The organism is Pseudomonas sp. 30_B, assembly GCF_017491605.1.
GTDB lineage: Bacteria > Pseudomonadota > Gammaproteobacteria > Pseudomonadales > Pseudomonadaceae > Pseudomonas.
The window spans coordinates 38,447-61,337 of sequence record NZ_JAFGYY010000007.1; the positions used below are offsets into that span (position 1 = coordinate 38,447).

Consider the following 22,891-nt stretch of genomic DNA (forward strand, 5'->3'; position numbering starts at 1 on the left):
CGAACCGCAGGTAATGAAAAGCCCGGCTTCGGCCGGGCTTTTTCTTGCAACTTGCAAACAACTTCGAACGAACTTGTTACATCGGCAGTACATAGGTGCCGGTTACATGGGCAACCAACTCCTCCTGATTGCTCACGGAATAGACAGACACTTCACATACCACTTGACGACGCCCCAACTTTAATATCTTTGCCTCCGCCAGAAGATCTTCCGGCTTCGGCTTGCTGAGAAAGTTGATATTAAGGTTGGAAGTAACCGCCATCTCGACGTTGTCCAGCTGAGCCAGAATCACCGCATACATCGCCGCATCCGCCAGCGCCATGATGGTCGGCCCGGAAACCGTTCCGCCGGGGCGAACCAGCTTGCCGTGGAAGGGAATCCGCGCGAACGCACTACGCCCCTCCAGCGCATCGATACGAAAATCCATGTCATCGGCCATGGGCAATCCAGCCCGGATGAACGCCTGCACCTGCGCTGCACTGAGTCGACTCACCTTGCTCCTCCGTCTCTGCCCGCCGCGCCCTGTACGCAGCCAGACCTGCACCGTACAATGCCCAGCCTATATCCCTCTTCGCAACCGACATAACGGCCAAAGATGCGTACCAGTCAGTACCTGCTTTCCACTCTGAAAGAAACCCCTTCCGATGCGGTCGTCATCAGCCATCAGCTGATGCTGCGCGCCGGCATGATCCGCAAGCTGGCGTCCGGTCTGTACACCTGGCTGCCAATGGGTCTGCGGGTACTGCGCAAGGTCGAGGCCATCGTTCGCGAGGAAATGAACGCCGCCGGCGCCCTGGAAGTGCTGATGCCCGCCATCCAGCCCGCCGAACTGTGGCAGGAGTCCGGTCGCTGGCAGCAGTACGGCCCCGAGCTGCTGCGCGTCAAGGACCGCCATGACCGCGACTTCTGCGTCGGCCCGACCCACGAGGAAGTCATCACCGATCTGGCGCGCAATGAGCTGAACAGCTACAAGCAGCTGCCGATCAACATGTACCAGATCCAGACCAAGTTCCGTGACGAGATCCGTCCGCGCTTCGGACTGATGCGTGGCCGCGAGTTCATCATGAAGGACGCCTACTCCTTCCACACCAGCCAGGAGTCCCTGCAGGCGACCTACGACGTCATGTACGACGCGTACAGCAAGATCTTCACCCGCCTGGGCCTGGACTTCCGCGCCGTACAGGCCGACAACGGCTCCATCGGCGGCAGCGGCTCCCACGAGTTCCACGTGCTGGCCGGCTCCGGTGAGGACGACATCGTCTTCGGCGAATCCACGGACTACGCCGCCAACATCGAGAAGGCCGAGGCCCTGCCCCGTGAAACCGCTCGCGGCGCCGCTACCGAGGAACTGCGCCTGGTCGACACTCCCGAGACCAAGACCATCGCCGACCTGGTCGAGAAGTTCGGCGCACCGATCGAGAAGACCATCAAGACCCTGGTCGTGCATGCTGCCGAGGAAGGCAAGCTGATCGCCCTGGTCGTTCGTGGCGACCACGAACTCAACGAGATCAAGGCCGGCAACCACCCGCTGGTAGCCAGCCCCCTGCAGATGGCCAGCGAAGCGGACATCAAGGCCGCCATCGGCGCCGCTCCCGGCTCCCTCGGCCCGCTGAACCTCGCTCTGCCCTGCATCATCGACCGCTCCGTGGCCCTGATGAGCGACTTCGTCGCCGGTGCCAACGTCGACGACAAGCACTACTTCGGCGTGAACTGGGAACGCGACCTGCCGGTACCGGAAATCGCCGACCTGCGTAACGTCGTCGAGGGCGACCCGAGTCCGGACGGCCAGGGCACCCTGGTGATCCGCCGCGGTATCGAAGTCGGCCACATCTTCCAGCTCGGCACCAAGTACAGCGAAGCCATGAAGCTCTCCGTACTGGGCGAGAGCGGCAAGCCGGTCACCCTGATCATGGGCTGCTACGGCATCGGCGTATCCCGCGTGGTCGCCGCCGCCATCGAGCAGAACTACGACGAGCGCGGCATTCTCTGGCCGGCCGCCCTGGCGCCCTTCCAGATCGCCATCGTGCCGATGAAGTACGAGAACGAGGCCGTGCGCGCGGCTGCCGACAAGCTCTATGCGGACCTCACCGCCGCCGGCTTCGAAGTGCTGCTGGACGACCGCGACAAGAAGACCAGCCCCGGCGTGAAGTTCGCCGACATGGAGCTGATCGGCATCCCGCACCGCATCGTGGTCAGCGAGCGCGGCCTGGAAGAAGGCGCCCTGGAATACAAGGGTCGCCGTGACGCCGAGTCGCAGCCTGTTGCCCTGTCCGACCTGCAAGCCTTCATCACGGCCAAGATCCGCAACTGAGCAGAACGATGTTCCCCCGAAGTACCTCCAGCCTCGCGGCTGCCGCCTTGTGCGGCAGCCTCCTGCTGAGCGGCTGCGCCAACCAGCTGTCGCAACGCAGCGAGCATGAAGAACGCGTCGAGCGCAAACTGCTCGATCACAGCCTGCAGATCGACGTGGGCACGCCGGGCACCCTGGAACTGCCGCAGCGCCGTATTCGCGTGCAGGAACAGAAGACCTTCGAAGTCACCGAGTTCGAGGTCACCCGGCGCTATGACCGCTATACGCCCTACCAGGGCTGGCGCAAGGTGTACGAGATGCCGCTGGGCGTCGTCGCCTTCGTTGGCGGTATTGGCGCCAACGTGGTCAACGTGTTCGCCCTCGGCAACCTGCCGGAAAGCGTCACCCGAGGCTGGATTCGCTACGGCATCGACGGCATGAATCCGTTCATGAACGTGCAGTCCAACGGCCGCGCCGAACAGAACCTGGCAAGCATCGAAGAACAGCAGCGCGACAAGCGCACGGAATACTCGAGCCTGCCATGGTCGGAGCGCCCGGTGATCGTCACCGTCGGCAAGAACTCCCAGGAACTGCTGACCGACCGCCATGGCGTACTGCGCCTGAACCTGCTGGACGGCCCCTTCAGCGACGAAGAAGTGAGCCGCATCGGCCGCCTGCAATTCAGCGTGCAGGACCCGTCGGACGACACCCGCGCCGATGCCAGCCTGCTGGTCAGCCGTTCGCTGCGCGGCAAGCTGCAGGAAGCCCACCGGCTGATCTACGACGACCTGGAAGCGGATGATGTGCACCACTGGGTGCACCGTGTGAAGCGACTTTCCGACCTCGGCCTGGAAGAAGAAGCCAGTGAGCTGGAACAGAGCCTGATCGAGCTGACCCGCAACGATCCGGAGCTGCAGAAGGAGTTTCTCCACAGCCTGATGACCGACGCCGGTCGCCTGGCCGCCGATCCCGGCGCCGCCAGCAACTGACTCAGAGCCTATTTACGATCGCGCACGCTGGCGCAGAACAAGGCGCAACGACCAACGGGAGTAACAGCCGCAGGCTGGCCCGAAGGGTGAGCGCCAGCGAATCAAATAGGCGAGGACGCGGAGGGTAAATAAGCAGTACTCGCTGCGCTCGCCCCTGCGGGGCCGCGCTAAAGTGCGTTAGCCGCAAGCGGCTTCCTCGCCTGCTTTTAACGCAGTTATGCCGACGCACAGCCGATCGTAATGAGGCTCTCAGCGGCGCACGATGAAGCCGGTGATTCCCTGAGGCGTCATCGGCTCCAGCTCCACCGCCGTCACCTTCGCCTTCGCCGGCCCGCGAGCCAGCCACTTCTCCAGCTCGCGCACGGCGCCCTCCTCGCCTTCGAGCAGCACCTCCACCCGACCGTCGTCCAGATTGCGTGCCCAGCCATCGATATCGAGGCGCTCGGCCTGTTCCTGGGTGCTCTGGCGGAAGTACACGCCCTGCACCTTGCCACTCACATAGCCATGCAGACAGATTCTGGCCATCAGCGCTTCTCCTCCCGCAATGCAGTCAGGCGCGCCTGCAGGCCGGCGGCGGTCTGCTCGCCAAGCAACTGCTCGCGCAACTTGCCTTCAGGGTCGACGATATAGGTTACAGGCAGCGCTTCGCTGTGCGGCAGGCTGTAGCGCGGCGCGGGGTCGTCAGCCAGCACGGTGTACTGCACATCCAGAGCCTGTGCAGCCTTCGCCAGGTCGGCGTCGCGCAGCCCGTCGAAGTTCACACCCAACACCCGGAATCCGTGCGTCTTGCCCTCCTCCGCGAGCCTGTTCAGCTCGGGAATTTCCTTGCGGCACGGCGCGCACCATTCGGCCCAATAATTAATGACTAGCCACTGGCCATCCATGCTCGCAGCAGTTACTTTCTGCCCATGCTGATCGATGCCATAGTCCGCCGAACAACCGGCCAGGAGCAGGCCGGCGACCAGTCCCATCAGATTACGGAGCCGCACTCCCATGCCTTCAGTCCTCGTGTATGCGGGGTGTTCATGACGCTCGACGCCTTGCGTCTGGAGGTGCCGGATATCCTTGAAGAGGATTCCGATGCAGTAAGCAATCTGGTAGCTGTGCTTCAGGAGTCCCGACGTCTTTCCCTGCAGGAAGGACTGCAGAAGGCCCTTGGCTCGCTGTTTCGCCTCAATCGATGTGCGCTGACCTTACTGGAAAGGCAACGCACCCTGCAAAGCCTCACCGAAGAATATCGCCACTATTCGCAGTGGGTTCGCCACGAAAAGGCCCCTCCGCAGCTCTTCGTGCACTTCTGCACAGAACTGGCGGCTGGCTTCAAGCGTCTTTCGCTGCAAATCCTGCATGGCCGCAAGCCGTCCCGGCCGCACATGGCCTGGAGCCTTTACATGGCTCAGCACTTTCTGGCCCAGGCGCTGCTGCGTCACTACCAGCAATACCAGCAGCCGCCCGCCGCGCTCTGGCGCGACTGCCACCTGCTGTACTGGATCGGCGAACAGCAGGAGTGTCTCGACGAGCCGGTGGCCGCCGCCTTCGACCCCATTCCCGCCGGCACGCTGCGCGGCCTCTACCAGCAGATACTGCTGCTCGCCCTGAGCAACCCCTTCCACCTGACCGAAGGCGAAGCCCCACAACTGTTCAGCGCCCTTGCGCCCCTCGCCGCCCTCGGGCGGCTGCAGCCCTGGGACGTCGAGGAGCAGGAGGGGTATCTGGTCGACCTGGGCGCCGACGTGCCCTGCATCAGCGCCGAGCAGATCGCGGATACGCCACCTGAACAGCTGCGCCGCCTGGAACTGGGCGCCTTGCTGATTGCCCTGGACGACCCCGCTCCCTTGCGTCACGCCGACCAGGGCGCCCTGCTGGAGCGCGTCCGCCATCACTGGCTGGGGCACCACCCGCGTCGCCACGAGCGCACGGAGCAGACCGGTACCTGCCAGCTGATCGTTGGCCTTGGCGCCATCCAGCAGCACCTGCTCAACCCCAACGCCCAGGGCGGCTACGAAGCCGGGATACTCGATGTCAGCGCCGGCGGCACCCGTATCCGCTGCGCCGGCAATCGCGCCAACCAGTTCCCGGTCGGCCAGTTGCTGCTGATCCTCAACAACAACGGCACACCGACCCTGGCCATCGTGCGCTGGCGGCACATCAACAGCGACGGACTGCACCTGGGCCTGCGCTATCTGAAAGGCCTTCCCCGTCCTGTCTGGTTGCGCCGCACACCTGATGCCCAGCGTCACCCCGGCGTGCTGCAGAGCACCCCGGAGCCCGGCAATGGCTGGTACCACGGGCTGTGGCTGCCCCACGGGCAGTTCGTGGAAGGTGAGAACCTCTGGTTGCAACTGGCCAGCTTTGACAACCAGACGATCCTGCCGCTGCCACCTACCAACCTGAACACGCCCCTCGTCTCCCGGCATCCGCTACGGCTTGCCTGAAAGCTGAATTGCGAGACAAGTCACAGCCAAGATCGGCAGTACGCCCGGTTTGTCGGAAATTGCCCACTTATAATTCGGAACGTTCGTCCGAACCGACTAGACGCCCATCATCCAGCCGCTTCTCGTCAGCCCCAGCATGCGGCAGGCGCCACGTACGCCGCCCACTCTCGACAGGATCGTCCCGATGCAGCCCAACGACCAGCTCGTCAGCAAGGTTCCCAGCCACATCGTCAGCAACGCGCGCTCCGCAAGCTCGGCCAGCGGTAGTCGCCTGAGCGACTACAACGTCGCCGCCTGGTTGCACCTGCCTGGAGTAGCGGAGTTGCCGGTGACGCTGGTGGTCACCTATCGGGATGGCGAACAGGCTCGGGAAGTGGCCGTTGACCACGGCACGGTGAATGCGCAAAGCCGCATCCTGCTGTCGGGCATCGCCCGCCTGCCGTTCCGCCAGCGAATCGAGGATATGCAGGTGAGATTGCGCACCGCCGTCGGCCTGTCGCGCCTGGTGGTCGAGGAGATTTTCATACAAGCCGTCGAGCAGCAGGAAAGCGCCGTCAGACCGATGGCCACAAGTCTCTGATCAACCCAACTGCCGTACCTGGGTGACAACTTCGGGCTCGGGCTCGGTCTGCGGCGGCATGCCCTTCAGCGCATCCTGCACGGTGGGCAACAACGACTCCGGCCAACTGCTGAACTGCAGACCAGTAATTCTATTCAGCCTCTCCAGCGCGCTTTGCGGATCACGCTGATGCAGGTGTACTACTTTTTTCTGGTCGTCGTTCATGGATTCGCTGGCCTTGAAGGAACTTCTACAGGACATCATTGTCCTGTCAGACTTTTAGCCAGAACCGTGCCAATTCACACACAGCCTTGATTGGCGCGTCTCACATCAAGCAAGAAACTTCCGACGCATCAGAATCGCCCGAAACTGACGTTTTACGTCACTCAGAATGTGACGGCTTCAACCATTCTGCGAGGCTTGCGCCGAAAAGCGCCTGCCGTTCCTCCTGATAGTGTTTCAGGGTTTCCCGCAAGGCGGGGTACCACGGCTCGTCCAGCTCCGCCGGCAAGGCATCGAGGCACGGCAGCGGCCAGGGGCTACGGTTGAGCAGGTGATGCAGGCGGTAGCTGCCCAGGTCGCGGCACAGCACCCAGGAGGCACTGGTCGCGCCCACGCGGCAAACCAGCTGCTCTCGCTCCAGAAAGTCGAGAATCTCCTCCCACTCGTCTTCCGGCAACAGCCATCCCGAGCGGTGCAGGTGCTCCAGACGGGTCGGCAAGCCATGGCGCTGGCGATCGAAGAACACCCGCAGCACCCCGAGGATCACCAGCAGGCGCGGCAGCGCGCGGCGGCGCCACAGGCGCGTCGAGGACAGGTTGCAGACCAGCTCCGCGCCGAACAGCACGATCAGCCACGACAGATAGATCCACAACAGGAACAGCGGCACCGTGGCGAAGGCGCCATAGATCAGCTTGTAACCGGGGAACAGGCTGACATACAGACCGAATAGCGACTTGGCCGCCTCGAAGAGGATGGCGGTGAACACGCCGCCGGCCAGGGCATGCAGGAACGGCACCCGCGCATTGGGTACCGCCGCGTAGATCAGTGTGAAAGCTGCCACGCTGAACAGCAGCGGCATGAACTTCAGCAGCGTCGCCGCGCCCGGCAGGGCGTGGGGGCCGGAGAGCAGGGACAGCGAGGTAATGTACGTCGATACGGCGAAGCCCGTGCCCAGCAGCAGCGGTCCCAGGCTGAGAATCGCCCAGTACAGCAGGAAGCGGGCAACGCCACGGCGCGGCTGGCGTACCCGCCAGATAGCGTTGAAGGCTCTCTCGATGGTCACCAGCATGGTGAACGCGGTGACCGCCAGGAACGCCACGCCCAGCCACGTCAGGTGCCGCGCCTGCACGGTGAAGTTGCGCAGGTAGGCCTCCACCGCCTCGCCCGTGGAGGGCACGAAGTTGCGGAACACGAACAACTGGATGCGCTCACCCATGCCTTCGAAGGCCGGCACGGCGGAGAGCATGGCGAAGGTCACGGTCATCATCGGGACGACGGCGAACAACGTGGTATAGGTCAGGGCCGCCGCGCTGTTGGGCGCCTTGTCGGCGAGGAAGCGCTGGACCAGATAACGGCCGAATTCGACCAGGCCCTGCAAGCGTTCGCGCATGAATTGTCCTTTGGCTGCACAGAAAAACCGTCCTCATGGATCGCGCCGCACGACAGCGGTTCAGTCCGATCCGGGGAGGCGGTTAGAATAGCCGCCACTCCATCGGCCTTGCGAGTCCCGGCACATGAGCCAGATTTCACTGTTCCACAACCCCCGCTGCTCGAAATCCCGCGGCGCCCTCGAACTGCTGGAAGAACGCGGCATCCAGCCGGAGGTCATCCGCTACCTGGAAACCCCGCCCAGCGCGGCCGAGCTCAAGGCCCTGCTGGGCAAGCTCGGCATCGACGCGCGCCAGCTGCTGCGCACCGGCGAGGACGAGTACAAGACCCTCGATCTGGCCAACCCGGCGCTCAGCGATGAGCAACTGATCGCGGCGATGGCCAGCCATCCCAAGCTGATCGAGCGACCGATCCTCATCGTCGGCGACAAGGCGGTGATCGGCCGTCCGCCGGAGAAGGTGCTGGAGATCCTGCCTTGAGCACGCCCTACATCCTGGTCCTGTACTACAGCCGCCACGGCGCCACCGCTGAGATGGCCCGGCAGATCGCCCGCGGCGTCGAGCAAGGCGGACTGGAGGCGCGCGTGCGCACCGTGCCGGCGGTTTCCACCGAATGCGAAGCCGTGGCCCCGGACATCCCCGCCGAAGGTGCGCTCTACGCCACCCTCGACGACCTGAAGGGCTGCGCCGGCCTGGCCCTGGGCAGCCCGACGCGCTTCGGCAACATGGCCGCGCCGCTCAAGTACTTCCTCGACGGCACCAGCAGCCTCTGGCTGACCGGCGGGCTGGTCGGCAAGCCGGCGGCGGTCTTCACTTCCACCGCCAGCCTCCACGGCGGCCAGGAAACCACGCAGCTGTCGATGCTGCTGCCGTTGCTGCACCACGGCATGATCGTCACCGGCATCCCCTACAGCGAGCCGGCGCTGCTGGAAACCCGCGGCGGCGGCACGCCCTACGGCGCCAGCCACTTCGCCGGAGCGGACGGCAAGCGCAGCCTCGATGAACACGAAATCACCCTGTGCCGCGCGCTGGGCAAGCGCCTGGCCGAAGTTGCACGCAAACTGGAGAGCTGAATGGCCCGCAAGAACAAACCGCTGCCGCCCATGGAATGGCTCAAGCCCCGGCTGGCCGCCAGCCGGGCCATCGCCCTCGGCAGCTTCATCGGCCTGATTCTGCTCATCGTCATCTGGGACGTGCTGTTCGCCGACGCCCATGGCGCCGCCCATTGGGTACCCTGGGTCGTCCTGGCGTTCAAGCTGCTGCCGCTGCTGGTGGTGGCGCCGGGCATCCTGATCGGCAGCGCGCGCGGCCATGCCTGGGCGTGCTACGTGATCAACCTGTACTTCATCCTGGGCGTGCTCAACGCCTTCGATCCCAACCACGCCATTTTCGGCTGGGCGGAAATCATCCTCAGCGTGTCGCTGTTCTGTTCCGCACTGGTGTACACGCGCTGGCGCTTCCAGTACGACCGCAAGCGCGCTGGCGAAGGCGAAGAGCCGAAGCAGGAAGCGACGAGCGCCTGATCTGCCGCGAGGGAAGCCTGGGCCTTACCAGCCCATGGTTTCCTTCAGGAAGGGAATGGTCAGCTTGCGCTGGGCCTGCAGCGAGGCCTTGTCCAGCTCGTCCAGCAGGTCGAAGAGGAACTGCATGCTGCGCGCACCGCGGGTGAGGATGAAGCGCCCCACTTCGTCGGTCAGGTGCAGGCCACGGCGCGAAGCGCGCAGCTGCAGGGCACGGAGCTTCTCGTCGTCGGTCAGCGGATGCAGCTGGAAGATCAGCGAGAGGGTCAGGCGGGATTTCAGGTCCGGCAGCTTCACCGGCAGCTCGCGCGGCGACACCGAGGCCGACAGCAGCAGCTTGCGGCCGGAATCGCGCAGGCGGTTGAACAGGTGGAACAGCCCCTCTTCCCACTCCCGTTTGCCGGCCAGCGCATCGAGGTCGTCGAGGCACACCAGCTCGCGCTGTTCGAGGTTGTCGAAGATTTCCGGGCCGTACGGCACCAGGTCCGCCATCGGCAGGTAGACGGACGGCTCGCCCAGCTGTTCGGAACGGATGCAGGCGGCCTGCAACAGATGGCTGCGACCCACGCCTTCGGCGCCCCAGAGATAGATCAGGCTCTCCGTCCAGCCCGCTTCCGGTTCGCACAGACGCTCGACATAGCCCAGCGCCGCCGCATTGGCGCCGGGATAATAGTTGGCGAACGTTGCGTCATCACGCAGGCGTACGCTTAAGGGGAGCTGCATAGGAGTCATGCGGGCCGGGCGTTTCTTCAATCGCGTGGGTGGGCCGTGGTGACTGAAAGTTTATCCAAATCAGAAGGATAACGCAGCTATTCAGTGCGGATCAGAGCGGCCGGGGCCTGGGAACGGGACTTTGTCCACGCCCGGGCCCCGTCTCGACGGGCAAGGTTACCAGTGGAAGCGCAGGACGTTCGCCCGCGGCACGGCGGGATTCGGCACGGGCTGCCCGTTGGCATCCACCGCCGGCTGGGCCGGTTCGGCGGGCGATTCCTGCAGACGGGCCAGGGCCAGTTGTGCGCGCAGTTGCTCGGGGCTGGCGGTCACGTTGTAGACCAGCTTGCCGCCCTGCACCAACACCAGCTTGGCGCCCATGGGCTCCAGCAGGCGCGACACCTCGGCATAGCGCGCCAGGTCAGCACCTTCGATCTGCAGCACCTGTGCGGTGGCCGAGCCGGCTGAACCGACGAAGCGCTGCGACAAGCGCTGGGAAACACCCAGCATCACCGCATCGGCCAGCGCATCGGGGGTATCACCCTGGGCCTGGCCCTGTTCGCGGCTGTCGCCCATCCACACGCGCCAGGTGGCGGTCCACTTGCCGTCGGCTTCCTTGGCGTCCACCGCCAGCAGGGCATCGGCGCCGTAGCGCTCGGAGGCGGATTTCAGCGCATCGGGCTGGGCGGCATTGAGATTTTCAGCGGTGCCGACCTGCTGCTCGCCGAGGTCGGCCATCGGCAGGCGCAGCGGCAGGCCGCGGCGCTGGGCGGCACGGTTCAGCGGCGCGGCGGCCTCCTGGCTGTCACCCACCAGGCTGCTGCCGTTGGCCCCCTCGTTCAGCCACCAGGCCAGCACGGACGGACGGCTGGCACCCCAGACCTGCAGACCGGCCTGGCGCAGCGCGTTGTCGGTGGCGGTCGGGTCGAAGTCGACCACCAGCGCCATGGGCGGGCCGTTTTCGTAACCGTACTGGCTGATCAACTGCTGCGGGTCCTTGAAGTAACCGGCCATTGCCGGGCTTTGCAGGCCACGGCTGTCGCCGGTCAGGCGCTGTACCAGGGTCTGCAGGGCACGGGTCAGGCCGGCGTTGCGTTCGTCCGGCTGCTGGGAGGCGACCGGCTCGTGGACCTGGTAAAGGTTGCCCAGCGTTTCAGCGAAGGTCGGCAGACTGAGCAGCGACAGGCAGAGGATCAACAAGCGGGCAGTCAGGCGCATGGCGGGCTCTCGCGGAAGAATCGGGACGCCGCATCGTGCGAGGCGGCAAAGAAGGCCTATACCTTAAACAGCCGTCCAGCCAGCGGCAACAGCGCGAGATGGCCGCTGCCGGGCAAGCCTGATAAAATCCCGCGCCTCCCGCGCAGGCTGAGCGCGCCGATGGCGTGCTCTGGCCGCAAGACGAATCACCCCTCTATAGGCCTGGATTTATGAGCAACAAGCAACCCTCGTTGAGCTACAAGGACGCCGGTGTGGACATCGACGCCGGCGAAGCCCTGGTCGAACGCATCAAAGGCGTCGCCAAGCGCACCGCGCGTCCGGAAGTGATGGGCGGCCTGGGTGGCTTCGGCGCTCTGTGCGAAATCCCGGCCGGCTACAAGCAGCCCGTGCTGGTCTCCGGCACCGACGGCGTCGGCACCAAGCTGCGCCTGGCGCTGAACCTGAACAAGCACGACAGCATCGGCCAGGACCTGGTCGCCATGTGCGTGAACGACCTGGTCGTGTGCGGCGCCGAGCCGCTGTTCTTCCTCGACTACTACGCCACCGGCAAGCTCAACGTCGACGTGGCCGCCACCGTGGTCACCGGCATCGGCGCCGGCTGCGAACTGGCCGGCTGCTCCCTGGTCGGTGGTGAAACCGCCGAAATGCCGGGCATGTACGAAGGCGAAGACTACGACCTGGCCGGCTTCTGCGTCGGCGTGGTGGAAAAATCGGAAATCATCGACGGCTCGAAAGTGGTCGCCGGCGACGCCCTGATCGCCCTGCCCTCCTCCGGCCCGCACTCCAACGGCTACTCGCTGATCCGCAAGATCATCGAAGTCTCCGGCGCCGACATCGAAGCCACCCAACTGGACGGCAAGCCCCTGGCCGACCTGCTGATGGCCCCGACCCGCATCTACGTGAAGCCGCTGCTGCAGCTGATCAAGCAGACCGGCGCGGTCAAGGCCATGGCCCACATCACCGGCGGCGGCCTGCTGGACAACATCCCGCGCGTACTGCCGGACAACGCCCAGGCCGTGATCGACGTGGCCAGCTGGCAGCGCCCGGCGGTCTTCGACTGGCTGCAGGAAAAAGGCAACGTCGACGAGACCGAGATGCACCGCGTGCTGAACTGCGGCGTGGGCATGGTCATCTGCGTGGCCCAGGACCAGGTCGAAGCGTCGCTCAAGGCCCTGCGTGACGCCGGCGAGCAGCCGTGGGTCATCGGCAGCATCGACGCCTGTGCCGCCGACGCCGAGCGCGTGGTCCTGAACAACCTGAAAGGCCACTGATGTCCACACCTTGCAATGTCGTGGTGCTGATTTCCGGCTCCGGCAGCAACCTGCAAGCCCTGATCGACAGCCTCGCCGACGCCCCGTCGTCGGCGGTGATCCGCGCGGTGGTATCCAACCGCGCGGACGCCTACGGCCTTGAGCGCGCGCGCAAGGCCGGCATCGAGACCTGCGTCCTCGACCACAAGGCCTATGCCGATCGTGAAAGCTTCGATGCCGCGCTGGTCCAGGCCATCGACGGCTTCAGCCCCGACCTGGTGCTGCTCGCCGGCTTCATGCGCATCCTCAGCCCCGGCTTCGTGCGCCACTACCACGGCCGCCTGTTGAACATCCATCCGTCCCTGCTGCCCAAGTACAAGGGCCTGCACACGCACCAGCGCGCGCTGGAAGCCGGCGACGCGGAACATGGCTGCAGCGTGCACTTCGTCACGGAGGAACTTGATGGAGGTCCTCTGGTCGTACAGGCGGCAATACCGGTACAGTCTGTCGACACGCCGGAGACGCTGGCGCAGCGCGTTCACTTGCAGGAGCACGTGATCTACCCGCTGGCCATGCACTGGTTCGCCGAAGGCCGTTTGCGCCTGGGCGAGCAAGGCGCCACGCTGGATGGGGAGCCTCTCCCCGCCTCCGGCTATTCGTACCGAACCTAGGAGATTCGTGATGCGTAGAGCCCTGCTGTTCCTGATGGCAGTACTGACCCTGCCGGCACAGGCTTTCGAGCTGAAGCCGTTCGAGGCCAGCTACACCGCCGACTGGAAACAGATGCCGATCAGCGGGACCGCCTCCCGCAGCCTCAAGCAAGGCGACGGCGGTCGCTGGGAACTGGATTTCAAGGCGTCGATGCTGCTCGCCAGCCTCACCGAAAGCAGCACCTTCAAAGTCGAAAATGACGTCTACATGCCCCTGACCTACCGTTGGGCGCGTGAAGGTCTGGGCAAGAACAAGCAGACCGAGCTCGATTTCGATTGGGCCGAGAAGCAGGTGCTGGGCAGCGACCGCGGCGACCAGGTGCGCCAGCCGCTGAACAAGGGCCAGCTGGACAAGTCCACCTACCAGCTCGCGCTGCAGCACGACGTTGCCGTCGGCAAGAAGGCCATGAGCTACCAGGTGATCGAGGGTACCGAGACCGATACCTACGATTTCCGCGTGCTCGGCGAGGAAAAGGTCCGCACCCAGGCCGGCCTGATCACCGCCATCAAGGTAGAGCGCGTGCGCGACCCCACCAAGAGCAACCGCAAGACCATCCTCTGGTTCGCCAAGGATTGGGACTTCCTGCTCGTGCGCCTGTATCAGCAGGAGTCCGACGGCAAGGAGTACCAGATCATGCTCAAGGACGGCACCGTGGGCGGCAAGACCGTCCAGGGCGAAAAGGGCTGATCCTTCAGCGCAACGAAAAAGCCGGGCAACTGCCCGGCTTTTTTATTGCCTGTTCACTGCGGCGCAAGGCCCTTTGTAGGAGCGAGCTTGCTCGCGAACACTGTTCCCGGCTGCATCAGAGTCAAACGGTTCGCGAGCAAGCTCGCTCCTACCAAAAGCAAAAAAGCCGGGCGATGCCCGGCCTTTTCATGCCCGCGAATCAGCCTTCGTTCGACGGCTTGCGCTTGAAGCGGCGGGCGATCCAGCCGATGGCCAGTGCCGGGACGATCCACAGCTTCTTCAGCAGGATCAGCGCGGTGGCGAACAGCCCGGCCTTGGCGGCGACCTTGCCGGCGATCAGCGCGCCCAGGCCATAGGCGGCGACCTTGTCCATGCTCGGGTTGAAGTCCACGTAGCGGCTACCCGGATTGAACTCGGTCATCGCCAGCACCTTGCCGACGTTCTGCTCGATCTCCGGCAACTGCTCCATGCCGGCGACGAAGTTCAGCACCAGCACGCCTTTGCGGCCGAGCACGCGGATGTTGTAGTTCAGCGTGTGCTCCTTGCTGTCGCCGAACTTCAGCTCCTTGGCCCAGTAGAGCTTCTTCTCCGCGGCGTCATAGTGCGGCGGTGCGGCCCAGCCGATCAGCTGGATCGCCTCGAAACCCTGCTTCTCGCGCTCCGGGTTGGCCTCGCGCAGGTCGTCCTGCATCTCCTTGAGCATCTCGGCGTAGTCGATCTTCCCGGCGTCCTCGTCGGAGACGTAGCCACTCTCCTCGTACTGCACGGTCACCGCCCAGGCGGCGGGCTCGAAAGGCGACACGCCAGCGGGCATCAGCATGCCCAGCGGCGGCTCGGAGCTCGGCGGGTTACCCCAGGCTTCGAGCACGCGCTCAGAATCCTTGCCGTCGAGGAAGACGAAGTTTTCCGGCAGGTCGAAGGTGGCGAGGTTGTCGCCGACCACCACCTTGCCCTTCTGGAAGTGCAGGCTGGCGACGAAGGTCTCGGGGGACATCTCCTCGTCCGACCCGGCGGCCTGTGCGGCGGCGGGCGCTGGGGCCTCGCTCTGGTTGGACGTGGCGGGGGCGGCGAACGCCGGAGCGGCGACGGCCTGGGCGAGCAATGCAACGAGGAAGAGGGCTTTACCATCCATAGGGAAATCTCCTGAATCAATCCATGATCCGGTGACCGCCTGACGCGGTCCGGGGAGTGAAGTGTGGCACCTCGCCACAACTTATGTAACAGGAAATTTCTCCACAGCCGGCGCAGGCACAAAAAAGCCGGGCATAGGCCCGGCTTTCCGACACCCCCACGGCTCATGGCTGGCTGGCGATAGCCTTCTCGATCGCTGCCTGCAGCTCGGGATCGTCCGGTTTGGTCAGGCTGGAAAATTCCGCCACGACCTTGCCCTGGCGATCCACCACGTATTTGAAGAAGTTCCAGCGCGGCGCCTGGTCGGCCTGCTGGGCAAGATCCTTGAACAGCGGGATGGCGTCGTCGCCACGGACATGCTGCACCGAGGTCATGTTGAAGGTCACGCCGTAATTGCCATAGCAGATCTTCGCAGTCTCGGCGGCGTCGGCGTCTTCCTGCTTGAAGTCGTCGGAGGGCACGCCCAGCACTTCCAGACCCTGGCCCTTGTACTTCTGGTAGACGGCCTCGAGGCCCTTGAACTGCGGGGTGAAGCCGCAGTGGCTGGCGGTGTTCACCACCACCAGCGGCTTGCCGGCGTACAGCTCGCACAGGTCGAGCACATCCTTGGAGCGCAGCTTGGGCAACTCGCCCTGGGTCTTGAGCAGCGCCGGGCAGTCGGCGGCTTGCGCGGCCAGCGGCAGCAGGAGGGACAGGGCGAGCAGGGAAAGACGGGCAGACATGGCGGTGATCCTCGAATTATTCCGCCACGCTACGCTGCGCGGCGGGGCTCAGCAACTGCCCATCCCCAGCTGCATCAGCGCCAGCCCGCCACGCTGCCAGCCCCACCAGGCAAGGCCGGCCAGCGCCAGGCTGATACCCAGCGCCAACACGATCGCCAGAGGACGCCTCACGCCGCCCCCAGCACCGCCCGCTCGACCGGGCGTTCGCGCACCGGCCAGTTGAGCAGGCCAGCGAGCAGGCTGAGAAGAATGGAAATCTGCCAGACCAGATCGTAGTTGCCGGTGTGGTCGTACACGTAACCACCCAGCCAACCGCCGAGGAAGGCACCGATCTGGTGGAACAGGAAGGTGATGCCGCCAAGCATCGACAGGTTGCGCACACCGAACAGCGTGGCCACGGTGCCGTTGGTGAGCGGCACAGTAGAGAGCCACAGCAGGCCCATGGCGATGCCGAAGGCGTAGGCCGTCCATACCGTCAGCGGCGCCCAGAGGAAGGCGACGATCACCACGCCACGCAGCAGGTACAGGCCGGTAAGCAGCTTGGGCTTGCTCATCCGCCCGCCGAGCCAGCCGGCGATGTAGGTGCCGAACACATTGAACAGCCCCACCAGCGCCAGCACCGTGGTGCCGACAGTGGCCGGCAGATGGCGGTCCACCAGGTAGGCCGGCAGGTGCACGCCAATGAACACCACCTGGAAGCCGCAGACGAAGAAACCCAGCGACAGCAGCCAGAACCCGGAATGCCCGGCCGCCTCGCGCAGCGCCTCGCCGAGGGTCTGCTCGTGGCCCTGCACGGGCAGCGGCTTGTCGCGCATCAGCGCTGCCAGCGGGACGATGAAGGCCACCAGCAGCCCCAGCGCAAGCAGCGCGGCGGACCAGCCCAGCCAACTGATCAGTCCGAGGGTGCCCGGCAGCATGGCGAACTGGCCGAAGGAGCCGGCCGCCGCCGAGATGCCCATGGCCATGCTGCGGCGCTCCAGTGGCACCGCGCGGCCGACTGCGCCGAGGATCACCGAGAACGACGTGCCCGAAAGGCCGATACCGATCAGCAGGCCGGCGCTCAGCGACAGGCTGAAGGCCGAGTCGGAATACCCCATCAGCACCAGGCCGATGGCGTAGAGAATGCCGCCCACCAGCACTGTGCGCATGGCGCCGAAGCGGTCGGCGATGGCCCCGGTGAAGGGCTGGGCGATGCCCCAGATGAGGTTCTGCAGGGCGATGGCGAAGGCGAAGGTTTCGCGCCCCCAGCCGAACTCGGCGCTCATCGGCGCCAGGAACAGGCCGAAACCATGGCGGATGCCCAGGGACAGGGCCAGGATCAGGGCGCCGGACAGGAGTATCCAGAACCCTGTGCGCGATAGCTTCGACATCGTTTGCTCCTACACGGGTATATACCCGCTTTTAATCGTTGATCCAGATTGCACGCCGGCCGCCGCTAGCACTCCAACTCGGCCAACTCATCCAGCAAGGCTTCCAGCTGACGGCGCTTGTCCTCGCCCAGGTGCGCCGCCACATCCCGCTGCGCCGCATCCCAGGCCTCGCGGCCCAGTTCGATGCGCGCCAGCCCTTCCGGGGTCAGCACCACGATACGGTTGCGCTGGTCTTCACCCTCGGCCAGGCGCACCAGCCCCTCGGCTTCCAGCGGCTTGAGGTTGCGTCCGAGGGTACTGCGGTCCAGCCCCATGGCTTCGGCCAGATCGGAAATGCTCGGCTGCTCCAGACGCGACAGGTGCCGCAACAGGGAAAATTGCGGCGTGGTCAGCCCGATACCCTTCAGGGCATCGTCATAGACACGGGTGACCGCACGGGCGGAGCGGCGCAGCTTGGTACAGAGGCATTGGGTCGTCAGCATGGATACGTGTATATACCCGCAATTGACGCTGCGTCAACGCCCGTCGCGACCGATTGTCCCATCTGCCAGATCGCCACGTTGGCACAGCCAAGGGCATCGCACGGAGCCAGCCGTATAACTTTGGCCATCCAGCCCCGCGCATTCGACGGGGCGCATCCCGCTCCGAGGTCCCCCGATGCCCGTCTACAAAGCTCCGCTGCGCGACACCCGCTTCCTGCTCAACGAAGTCTTCGACTTTCCGACTCACTACCAGAACCTGGTCAACGGCGGCGAAGCAACGCCGGACATGGTCGACGCCATCCTTGGCGAATGCGCCAAGCTCTGCGAGGAAGTGATCGCCCCGCTCTACCACAGCGGCGACGAGGAAGGCTGCCACCTGGAGAACGGCGAAGTGCGTACGCCCAAGGGCTTCAAGGAAGCCTACGACGCCTACGTCGCTGGCGGCTGGCAGGGCCTGTCGCATCCCGTGGAGTACGGCGGCCAGGGCCTGCCGATGAGCCTGGGCGCGCTCAAGCAGGAGATGCTGGGCACCGCCAACTGGCCGTTCTCCATGTATCCGGGCCTGTCGCTGGGCGCGATGAACACCGTGATGCAGCACGGCACCGAGGAGCAGAAACGTACCTACCTCACCCCGCTCACCGAAGGCCGCTGGGGCGGCACCATGTGCCTGACCGAGCCGCAGTGCGGCACCGACCTGGGCCAGGTGAAGACCCGCGCCGAAGCCAACGCCGACGGCAGCTACGCGATCACCGGCACCAAGATATTCATCTCCTCCGGCGAGCACGACCTCACCGAGAACATCGTGCACATCGTCCTCGCGCGCCTGCCCGATGCACCGAAAGGCACGCGCGGTATCTCGCTGTTCATCGTGCCGAAGTTTCTGCCAGGTGAAAGCGGCAGCCTCGGCCCGCGCAACGGCGTGACCTGCGGCGCACTGGAAAAGAAGATGGGCATCAAGGCCTCGGCCACCTGCGTGATGAACTTCGACGGCGCCACCGGCTACCTGATCGGCGAGCCGAACAAGGGCCTGGAGTGCATGTTCACCTTCATGAACAGCGCGCGCATAGGCACCGCCATCCAGGGCGTAGCCACCGCAGAACTGGCTTACCAGGGCGCGCTCGCCTATGCCCGTGAGCGCCGCTCGATGCGCGCCCTTTCCGGCACCAAGGAACCGGGCGAGATCGCCGACAGCCTGATGCACCACGGCGACGTGCGCCGCATGCTGCTGACCCAGAAGGCCGTGGCCGAGGGCGGCCGCGCGCTGATCTACCTGGCCACCCAGTACGCCGACAAGATGATCCAGGGCCTGTTGACCAACGACAACGCCGAGTACGACCGCTGGGACGACAAGCTCGGCTTCCTCACCCCGATCCTCAAGGGCTGCCTCACCGAACTGGGCCTGGAGAGCGCCAACCTCGGCATGCAGGTGTTCGGCGGCCACGGCTACATCAAGGAACACGGCATGGAGCAGATCGTCCGCGACGCACGGATCGCCACGCTCTACGAGGGCACCACCGGCATCCAGGCGCTGGACCTGCTCGGCCGCAAGGTGCTGCTGATGACCCAGGGCAAGGCCGTGCGCGACTTCACCCGGCAGGTGGCAAAGTTCGCCGTCGCACTGCTCAAGCAGGAGCCGGCCATGCGCGGCCGCGCGCTCATCCTGCTCAAGCTCTGCGCGCAGTGGAACCTGCTGACGCTGCGCATCGCCCTCACCGCCCGCAAGCAGCGCGACCTGGTGAGCACCGCCAGCCACGACTACCTGATGTTCTCCGGCTACGCCGCGCTGGCGTATTCCTGGGCGCTGCAGGAAGCCGCGGCGCGCAAGCGCCTGCGCCAGGGCGGCAGCGAGTCGAGCGACTTCTACAAGGCCAAGATCGCCACCAGTGACTTCTACTTCGCCCGTCTGTTGCCTCGCGCCAAAGGGCATGCGGCGGCGATGGCCAAGCCGGTGCGGTCGATCATGGGGTTGAAGACGGAGCATTTCGCCTTCGATTGATGGCGGCGATGCCCCTGTAGGAGCGAGCTTGCTCGCGAACGAGTTTCCCGGCCGCATCGGAGCCATGCGGTTCGCGAGCAAGCTCGCTCCTACACGTTCAGCCCACCCATGCTCCGACAACAGCTCTACTCAGACCGCCAGCGCCACCAGCACCGCGCATTCGACCAGCTCCACCATCGCGCCTGCGGTGTCGCCGGTGGTGCCGCCCAGGCGGGCGATGAAGCGGCGGCGCAGCCAGACGAAGGCCACCAGCGTCACCGCCACCGCGAGCATGCCAGGCAGCCCCGCCAGCATCATCAACGCGGCATTGCCCACCAGCATCCAGGGCATCGCCCGGCGCGGCAGGTGATCGGCCAGCGCCTGTCCCAGGCCGCCAGGGCGGGCGTAACCGGTATTGAAGAACAGCAAGGGCAAGGCACAACGCCCGAGCCAGGGCGCCAGCAACAGCGCCCAATACTGGTGATTGCCGAGCACCGCCGTGATCGCGGCGAACTTCAGCAGCAGCAGCACCACCAGCGTCACCACGGCCACCGGTCCGCAGCGCGGATCCTTCATGATCGCCAGGGTGCGCTCGCGATCCCCCAGCCCACCCACCCAGGCATCCGCCGTGTCGGCCAGTCCGTCCAGGTGCAGTCCGCCGCTGATCAGCACCCACAACGCCAGCAGCAGCGCCGCCTGCAACAACAAGTGCACGTTGACCAGCAACTCGCCCACGCCCATCAACAGCCCGCCGATCAGCAACCCCACCAGTGGATAGAACAATGTCGCCCGGCCGAACTGCTCCGACGTCGGCATCTGCTTGAAGTGGACCGGCAGGCGGGTGAGGAATTGCAGCGCCACCAGCGGCAGGCACCAGTCGCTGGGCTGGCCGGCAGGCAAGGTCGCTTGTGCGTCGCCCGACGGCGGCACGGGCTCCTCTCGTTCGGGTTGTTCGCTCATCGCTGTTCCGCCTGCTGGATTCGCCAGCCGTCGCCCTCACGCGTCACCGCCAGCGACAGGCACTGGCCGTGCTCGACCACCACCTCCAGCAAACGCCGGGCCGGCAAGCCGCCAGCCAGGGCGCCCAGCAGGCGCATCACGCCGCCGTGGGTCACCACCAGCAGGGAGGCACCGGCGTGGTCGCGGTACAACCGCTCCAGCGCCCGGAACACGCGGGACTCGAAGTCACCCAGCGGCTCACCATCCGGCGGCGGGAAGGCGTAGGGGTCGGACCAGAAACGCCCCAGCGCCTCGGCATCGCTTTCCATCAGCTTAGCTGGCGAAAGGCCTTCCCATTGGCCGAAATCCAGCTCGCGCAGGTCGGCGTCGAGGCTCAGCGGAAGGCCGTGACGGCCCGCCAGATCCTCGGCGAAGGCCGCGCAACGCTGCAGCGGCGAACTGACCACCGCCGACCAGCGGCACGCCTCGCCGGCCGTCGCACGCATCTGCGCCCAGCCGGTCTCGGTCAGCGCATCGTCCAGGCGCCCGCGAAAACCACCGCCTTGCTCGGTCTCGCCATGGCGCAGCAGGTCCAGGCGCAGCGTCATGCCGGGCGGTCCGATACCGCCGCCTCGGCGAAGGTGGCCATGCCGTCATGCAGCCGGCAGGCCTGGCGCAGCAGCGGCACCGCCAGCGCCGCACCGCTGCCCTCGCCCAGGCGCAGGCCGAGGTCCAGCAGCGGTTGCGCATCCAACGCGGCGAGCACCCGGTTGTGCCCCGGCTCCGCGCCGGCATGGGCGAACAGCAGCCAGTCGCGGCAACCGGGGTTCAGGTGCGTGGCGCAGAGCGCGGCGGTGCTGCAGATGAAGCCGTCCACCAGCGCCGGAATGCCCTTCTGCGCGCAGGCCAGGTAGGCGCCGACCAGCGCGGCGATCTCGAAACCACCCAGGCGGCACAGCGCCTCGAAGGGGTCATCGCAGTGGGGACGATGCAGCGCCAGCGCACGATCGATCACCTCGACCTTGCGCGCCACACCCTGGGCGTCCAGCCCGGTGCCGGGACCGACCAGCGCCTGTGCCGGCTCGCCCAGCAACGCGCAGGCCAGCGCGGCAGCCGCGCTGGTATTGCCGATGCCCATCTCGCCGCCGATGAACAGTTCAGTGCCGGCCTGCTGCGCACGGCGCACCGCCTCGCGCCCGGTTTCCAGGGCGATCAGGCACTGCGCGGCGGACATTGCCGGCTCCCTGGTGAAGTTCGCGGTGCCGGCACCGACCATCACATGCAACACGCCCGGCAGCGGCTCCAGCGGCGTCGCCGTACCAAGGTCGATGACCTCCAGACGCGCATCGAGATCGCGGGCCAGCACACTGATCGCCGCGCCGCCGCGCACGAAATTGCGCAGCATCTCCACGGTCACAGCCTGCGGATAGGCCGACACGCCTTCCGCCACCACGCCGTGATCACCGGCGAACAGGGCGATCCAGACGTGATCCAGCGTCGGCCGCTCGCGACCCTGCAGACCGGCCAGGCGGATGGTTTCCTCCTCCAGCCGGCCCAGCGCGCCGCGCGGCTTGGTCAGCTGGTCCTGGCGCGCGGCGGCCTTGTCCTGCGCCACGCGGTCGACCGGTTGAGTGCCTTGAAGCCACCATTGCAAACTCATAACGCATCCCCCTTGAGCACCATGGGCAGGCCGGCGACAGTGAATACCACGCGCTCGCTGACCTCGGCCAGCGACTGGTGCAACCAGCCGGCCTCATCGACATAACGGCGGCTGAGCTCGCCCAGCGGCACCACACCCAGACCGGTTTCATTGCTCACCAGGATGATCCGCCCCGGCAGGCGCGGCAGCACCTCAAGCAGCGCATCGATCTCGCCGCGCAGGCGCCAGCCGTCTTCATGGATCAGCAGATTGGTGACCCACAGTGTCAGGCAATCTACCAGCACGCAGCGCTCGGGGGCGGCCAGGCGCTCCAGCGTATCGGCCAGGGCCAGCGGCTCTTCCACCAGCCCCCACTGTGCGGGACGGCGCTCGCGGTGCTGGAGGATGCGCGCGGACATCTCGCCATCGCCGGCCTGGGCGGTGGCAACGTAGGTAACCGGCAAGCCGCTTTCCAGCGCCAGGCGCTCGGCCAGGCGGCTCTTGCCCGAACGGGCGCCGCCGAGGATCAGTTCAAGCATGACAAATCTCCACTGCTGCTGGATTCCCGCATTCGCGGGAATGACGAGGGTGGATCAGGCGTCATCCCCGCGAACGCGGGGAACCAGAAATATCTGCATAGCCTCGTAGGGCGC

27 protein-coding genes are annotated in these 22,891 nt (G+C 65.7%); 11 read left to right on the top strand and 16 right to left on the bottom strand.

All coding sequences use genetic code 11. The features are described 5' to 3' along the window. Positions 1-76 precede the first annotated feature (76 nt). Positions 77-439 carry a PaaI family thioesterase gene (locus J5M67_RS09450; RefSeq protein ID WP_207885278.1) on the bottom strand — a complete coding sequence of 121 codons (363 nt, stop codon included), beginning with the start codon at positions 437-439 and terminating at the stop codon, positions 77-79. 156 nt (positions 440-595) lie between these two features. Here J5M67_RS09450 and J5M67_RS09455 point away from each other — a divergent pair, with 156 nt between their 5' ends. Together J5M67_RS09455 and J5M67_RS09460 are read left to right on the top strand one after the other, a co-directional pair. After that, positions 596-2,311, top strand: a complete 1,716-nt coding sequence (locus tag J5M67_RS09455) for a proline--tRNA ligase (protein WP_207885039.1) — start codon at positions 596-598, stop codon at positions 2,309-2,311. 8 nt (positions 2,312-2,319) lie between these two features. Next, a complete protein-coding gene (locus J5M67_RS09460; protein ID WP_207885040.1) occupies positions 2,320-3,279 on the top strand; it encodes a hypothetical protein in 960 nt (319 codons plus the stop codon). Positions 3,280-3,528: 249 nt separating this feature from the next. Here J5M67_RS09460 and J5M67_RS09465 read toward each other — a convergent pair whose 3' ends face one another. Both J5M67_RS09465 and J5M67_RS09470 read right to left on the bottom strand, forming a co-directional pair. Further along, positions 3,529-3,804, bottom strand: a complete 276-nt coding sequence (locus J5M67_RS09465; protein ID WP_207885042.1) for an acylphosphatase — start codon at positions 3,802-3,804, stop codon at positions 3,529-3,531. Continuing rightward, a complete protein-coding gene (locus tag J5M67_RS09470) occupies positions 3,804-4,274 on the bottom strand; it encodes a TlpA disulfide reductase family protein (RefSeq protein WP_207885043.1) in 471 nt (156 codons plus the stop codon). Before J5M67_RS09470 ends, J5M67_RS09465 begins: the two co-directional genes overlap by 1 nt. A gap of 30 nt (positions 4,275-4,304) precedes the next feature. On the opposite strand from J5M67_RS09470, the gene J5M67_RS09475 reads away from it, so the two are divergent. Together J5M67_RS09475 and J5M67_RS09480 are read left to right on the top strand one after the other, a co-directional pair. Beyond that, the gene (locus J5M67_RS09475; RefSeq protein WP_207885044.1) at positions 4,305-5,714 is read left to right on the top strand and encodes a PilZ domain-containing protein; all 1,410 of its coding nucleotides are present in this window, start codon (positions 4,305-4,307) and stop codon (positions 5,712-5,714) included. Positions 5,715-5,898: 184 nt separating this feature from the next. Then, positions 5,899-6,294 carry a hypothetical protein gene (locus J5M67_RS09480; protein WP_207885045.1) on the top strand — a complete coding sequence of 132 codons (396 nt, stop codon included), beginning with the start codon at positions 5,899-5,901 and terminating at the stop codon, positions 6,292-6,294. Here J5M67_RS09480 and J5M67_RS09485 read toward each other — a convergent pair whose 3' ends face one another. Continuing rightward, a complete protein-coding gene (locus J5M67_RS09485) occupies positions 6,295-6,498 on the bottom strand; it encodes a hypothetical protein (protein ID WP_243434607.1) in 204 nt (67 codons plus the stop codon). Between the two features lie 157 nt (positions 6,499-6,655). Beyond that, positions 6,656-7,885, bottom strand: a complete 1,230-nt coding sequence (locus J5M67_RS09490) for a YihY family inner membrane protein (protein ID WP_207885050.1) — start codon at positions 7,883-7,885, stop codon at positions 6,656-6,658. Positions 7,886-8,009: 124 nt separating this feature from the next. On the opposite strand from J5M67_RS09490, the gene arsC reads away from it, so the two are divergent. Genes arsC through J5M67_RS09505 form a run of 3 tightly spaced genes read left to right on the top strand, consistent with a single transcriptional unit; the run spans position 8,010 to position 9,406 of the window. Next, entirely contained in the window at positions 8,010-8,363 is a 354-nt protein-coding gene (gene arsC, locus J5M67_RS09495) for an arsenate reductase (glutaredoxin) (protein ID WP_207885051.1), read from the top strand. Further along, positions 8,360-8,956 (top strand): NAD(P)H:quinone oxidoreductase, encoded by a 597-nt coding sequence (gene wrbA / locus J5M67_RS09500; RefSeq protein ID WP_207885052.1) that lies wholly within the window; start codon positions 8,360-8,362, stop codon positions 8,954-8,956. Before arsC ends, wrbA begins: the two co-directional genes overlap by 4 nt. Next, the gene (locus J5M67_RS09505; protein ID WP_207885053.1) at positions 8,957-9,406 is read left to right on the top strand and encodes a DUF2069 domain-containing protein; all 450 of its coding nucleotides are present in this window, start codon (positions 8,957-8,959) and stop codon (positions 9,404-9,406) included. A 24-nt stretch (positions 9,407-9,430) separates the two neighbouring features. Here J5M67_RS09505 and hda read toward each other — a convergent pair whose 3' ends face one another. After that, on the bottom strand, positions 9,431-10,135 hold the full coding sequence (gene hda, locus J5M67_RS09510; RefSeq protein ID WP_152221526.1) for a DnaA regulatory inactivator Hda: 705 nt from the start codon (positions 10,133-10,135) through the stop codon (positions 9,431-9,433). Positions 10,136-10,291: 156 nt separating this feature from the next. Continuing rightward, the gene (locus J5M67_RS09515; protein WP_207885054.1) at positions 10,292-11,332 is read right to left on the bottom strand and encodes a DUF2066 domain-containing protein; all 1,041 of its coding nucleotides are present in this window, start codon (positions 11,330-11,332) and stop codon (positions 10,292-10,294) included. Positions 11,333-11,541: 209 nt separating this feature from the next. Here J5M67_RS09515 and purM point away from each other — a divergent pair, with 209 nt between their 5' ends. The 3 genes from purM to J5M67_RS09530 are packed head-to-tail and all read left to right on the top strand — an operon-like array spanning position 11,542 to position 13,980. After that, positions 11,542-12,603, top strand: coding sequence for a phosphoribosylformylglycinamidine cyclo-ligase (gene purM / locus J5M67_RS09520; RefSeq protein WP_207885055.1), 1,062 nt, complete (start codon positions 11,542-11,544; stop codon positions 12,601-12,603). Continuing rightward, on the top strand, positions 12,603-13,253 hold the full coding sequence (purN, locus tag J5M67_RS09525) for a phosphoribosylglycinamide formyltransferase (RefSeq protein WP_207885056.1): 651 nt from the start codon (positions 12,603-12,605) through the stop codon (positions 13,251-13,253). Before purM ends, purN begins: the two co-directional genes overlap by 1 nt. A gap of 10 nt (positions 13,254-13,263) precedes the next feature. After that, positions 13,264-13,980 carry a DUF3108 domain-containing protein gene (locus J5M67_RS09530; protein ID WP_207885057.1) on the top strand — a complete coding sequence of 239 codons (717 nt, stop codon included), beginning with the start codon at positions 13,264-13,266 and terminating at the stop codon, positions 13,978-13,980. A 199-nt stretch (positions 13,981-14,179) separates the two neighbouring features. On the opposite strand, the gene J5M67_RS09535 is transcribed toward J5M67_RS09530, so the two are convergent. The 5 genes from J5M67_RS09535 to J5M67_RS09550 form a co-directional block, all read right to left on the bottom strand. Further along, positions 14,180-15,112: a DUF2167 domain-containing protein gene (locus tag J5M67_RS09535; RefSeq protein ID WP_207885058.1), complete on the bottom strand. Its 933-nt coding sequence runs from the start codon at positions 15,110-15,112 to the stop codon at positions 14,180-14,182. Positions 15,113-15,275: 163 nt separating this feature from the next. Further along, positions 15,276-15,833, bottom strand: coding sequence for a glutathione peroxidase (locus J5M67_RS09540; protein ID WP_207885059.1), 558 nt, complete (start codon positions 15,831-15,833; stop codon positions 15,276-15,278). Between the two features lie 48 nt (positions 15,834-15,881). Beyond that, on the bottom strand, positions 15,882-16,004 hold the full coding sequence (locus J5M67_RS29750) for a hypothetical protein (protein ID WP_279381561.1): 123 nt from the start codon (positions 16,002-16,004) through the stop codon (positions 15,882-15,884). Continuing rightward, positions 16,001-17,203: an MFS transporter gene (locus J5M67_RS09545; protein WP_207885060.1), complete on the bottom strand. Its 1,203-nt coding sequence runs from the start codon at positions 17,201-17,203 to the stop codon at positions 16,001-16,003. Before J5M67_RS09545 ends, J5M67_RS29750 begins: the two co-directional genes overlap by 4 nt. Positions 17,204-17,268: 65 nt before the next feature. Continuing rightward, positions 17,269-17,685 carry a MarR family winged helix-turn-helix transcriptional regulator gene (locus J5M67_RS09550; protein WP_207885061.1) on the bottom strand — a complete coding sequence of 139 codons (417 nt, stop codon included), beginning with the start codon at positions 17,683-17,685 and terminating at the stop codon, positions 17,269-17,271. Positions 17,686-17,860: 175 nt separating this feature from the next. Here J5M67_RS09550 and J5M67_RS09555 point away from each other — a divergent pair, with 175 nt between their 5' ends. Further along, entirely contained in the window at positions 17,861-19,681 is a 1,821-nt protein-coding gene (locus J5M67_RS09555; protein ID WP_207885062.1) for an acyl-CoA dehydrogenase C-terminal domain-containing protein, read from the top strand. A 129-nt stretch (positions 19,682-19,810) separates the two neighbouring features. Here the strand turns inward: J5M67_RS09555 and J5M67_RS09560 are convergent, their stop codons facing one another. Genes J5M67_RS09560 through cobU form a run of 4 tightly spaced genes read right to left on the bottom strand, consistent with a single transcriptional unit; the run spans position 19,811 to position 22,777 of the window. Beyond that, entirely contained in the window at positions 19,811-20,620 is an 810-nt protein-coding gene (locus tag J5M67_RS09560) for an adenosylcobinamide-GDP ribazoletransferase (RefSeq protein ID WP_207885063.1), read from the bottom strand. After that, complete coding sequence (gene cobC / locus J5M67_RS09565; RefSeq protein ID WP_207885064.1) at positions 20,617-21,207, bottom strand: alpha-ribazole phosphatase family protein; 591 nt, start codon at positions 21,205-21,207, stop codon at positions 20,617-20,619. The genes J5M67_RS09560 and cobC overlap by 4 nt, the downstream gene beginning before the upstream one ends. Then, the gene (gene cobT / locus J5M67_RS09570; RefSeq protein ID WP_207885065.1) at positions 21,204-22,259 is read right to left on the bottom strand and encodes a nicotinate-nucleotide--dimethylbenzimidazole phosphoribosyltransferase; all 1,056 of its coding nucleotides are present in this window, start codon (positions 22,257-22,259) and stop codon (positions 21,204-21,206) included. The genes cobC and cobT overlap by 4 nt, the downstream gene beginning before the upstream one ends. Further along, positions 22,256-22,777: a bifunctional adenosylcobinamide kinase/adenosylcobinamide-phosphate guanylyltransferase gene (gene cobU / locus J5M67_RS09575; protein WP_207885066.1), complete on the bottom strand. Its 522-nt coding sequence runs from the start codon at positions 22,775-22,777 to the stop codon at positions 22,256-22,258. Before cobU ends, cobT begins: the two co-directional genes overlap by 4 nt. Positions 22,778-22,891 lie beyond the last annotated feature (114 nt).

Excerpts from the sequence above, each read along its gene's own strand:
- purN (WP_207885056.1), top strand. The coding sequence starts at position 12,603 with ATGTCCACACCTTGCAATGTCGTGGTGCTGATTTCCGGCTCCGGCAGC.
- cobC (WP_207885064.1), bottom strand. The coding sequence starts at position 21,207 with ATGACGCTGCGCCTGGACCTGCTGCGCCATGGCGAGACCGAGCAAGGC.
- J5M67_RS09485 (WP_243434607.1), bottom strand. The coding sequence starts at position 6,498 with ATGAACGACGACCAGAAAAAAGTAGTACACCTGCATCAGCGTGATCCG.
- J5M67_RS09545 (WP_207885060.1), bottom strand. The coding sequence starts at position 17,203 with ATGTCGAAGCTATCGCGCACAGGGTTCTGGATACTCCTGTCCGGCGCC.
- J5M67_RS09480 (WP_207885045.1), top strand. The coding sequence starts at position 5,899 with ATGCAGCCCAACGACCAGCTCGTCAGCAAGGTTCCCAGCCACATCGTC.
- hda (WP_152221526.1), bottom strand. The coding sequence starts at position 10,135 with ATGACTCCTATGCAGCTCCCCTTAAGCGTACGCCTGCGTGATGACGCA.
- J5M67_RS09515 (WP_207885054.1), bottom strand. The coding sequence starts at position 11,332 with ATGCGCCTGACTGCCCGCTTGTTGATCCTCTGCCTGTCGCTGCTCAGT.
- J5M67_RS09490 (WP_207885050.1), bottom strand. The coding sequence starts at position 7,885 with ATGCGCGAACGCTTGCAGGGCCTGGTCGAATTCGGCCGTTATCTGGTC.
- J5M67_RS09555 (WP_207885062.1), top strand. The coding sequence starts at position 17,861 with ATGCCCGTCTACAAAGCTCCGCTGCGCGACACCCGCTTCCTGCTCAAC.
- cobT (WP_207885065.1), bottom strand. The coding sequence starts at position 22,259 with ATGAGTTTGCAATGGTGGCTTCAAGGCACTCAACCGGTCGACCGCGTG.
- J5M67_RS09505 (WP_207885053.1), top strand. The coding sequence starts at position 8,957 with ATGGCCCGCAAGAACAAACCGCTGCCGCCCATGGAATGGCTCAAGCCC.
- J5M67_RS09535 (WP_207885058.1), bottom strand. The coding sequence starts at position 15,112 with ATGGATGGTAAAGCCCTCTTCCTCGTTGCATTGCTCGCCCAGGCCGTC.
- J5M67_RS09470 (WP_207885043.1), bottom strand. The coding sequence starts at position 4,274 with ATGGGAGTGCGGCTCCGTAATCTGATGGGACTGGTCGCCGGCCTGCTC.
- J5M67_RS09460 (WP_207885040.1), top strand. The coding sequence starts at position 2,320 with ATGTTCCCCCGAAGTACCTCCAGCCTCGCGGCTGCCGCCTTGTGCGGC.
- J5M67_RS09530 (WP_207885057.1), top strand. The coding sequence starts at position 13,264 with ATGCGTAGAGCCCTGCTGTTCCTGATGGCAGTACTGACCCTGCCGGCA.
- J5M67_RS09450 (WP_207885278.1), bottom strand. The coding sequence starts at position 439 with ATGGCCGATGACATGGATTTTCGTATCGATGCGCTGGAGGGGCGTAGT.
- J5M67_RS09540 (WP_207885059.1), bottom strand. The coding sequence starts at position 15,833 with ATGTCTGCCCGTCTTTCCCTGCTCGCCCTGTCCCTCCTGCTGCCGCTG.
- purM (WP_207885055.1), top strand. The coding sequence starts at position 11,542 with ATGAGCAACAAGCAACCCTCGTTGAGCTACAAGGACGCCGGTGTGGAC.
- J5M67_RS09560 (WP_207885063.1), bottom strand. The coding sequence starts at position 20,620 with ATGAGCGAACAACCCGAACGAGAGGAGCCCGTGCCGCCGTCGGGCGAC.
- cobU (WP_207885066.1), bottom strand. The coding sequence starts at position 22,777 with ATGCTTGAACTGATCCTCGGCGGCGCCCGTTCGGGCAAGAGCCGCCTG.
- J5M67_RS09455 (WP_207885039.1), top strand. The coding sequence starts at position 596 with ATGCGTACCAGTCAGTACCTGCTTTCCACTCTGAAAGAAACCCCTTCC.
- J5M67_RS09465 (WP_207885042.1), bottom strand. The coding sequence starts at position 3,804 with ATGGCCAGAATCTGTCTGCATGGCTATGTGAGTGGCAAGGTGCAGGGC.
- J5M67_RS09475 (WP_207885044.1), top strand. The coding sequence starts at position 4,305 with ATGACGCTCGACGCCTTGCGTCTGGAGGTGCCGGATATCCTTGAAGAG.
- arsC (WP_207885051.1), top strand. The coding sequence starts at position 8,010 with ATGAGCCAGATTTCACTGTTCCACAACCCCCGCTGCTCGAAATCCCGC.
- J5M67_RS09550 (WP_207885061.1), bottom strand. The coding sequence starts at position 17,685 with ATGCTGACGACCCAATGCCTCTGTACCAAGCTGCGCCGCTCCGCCCGT.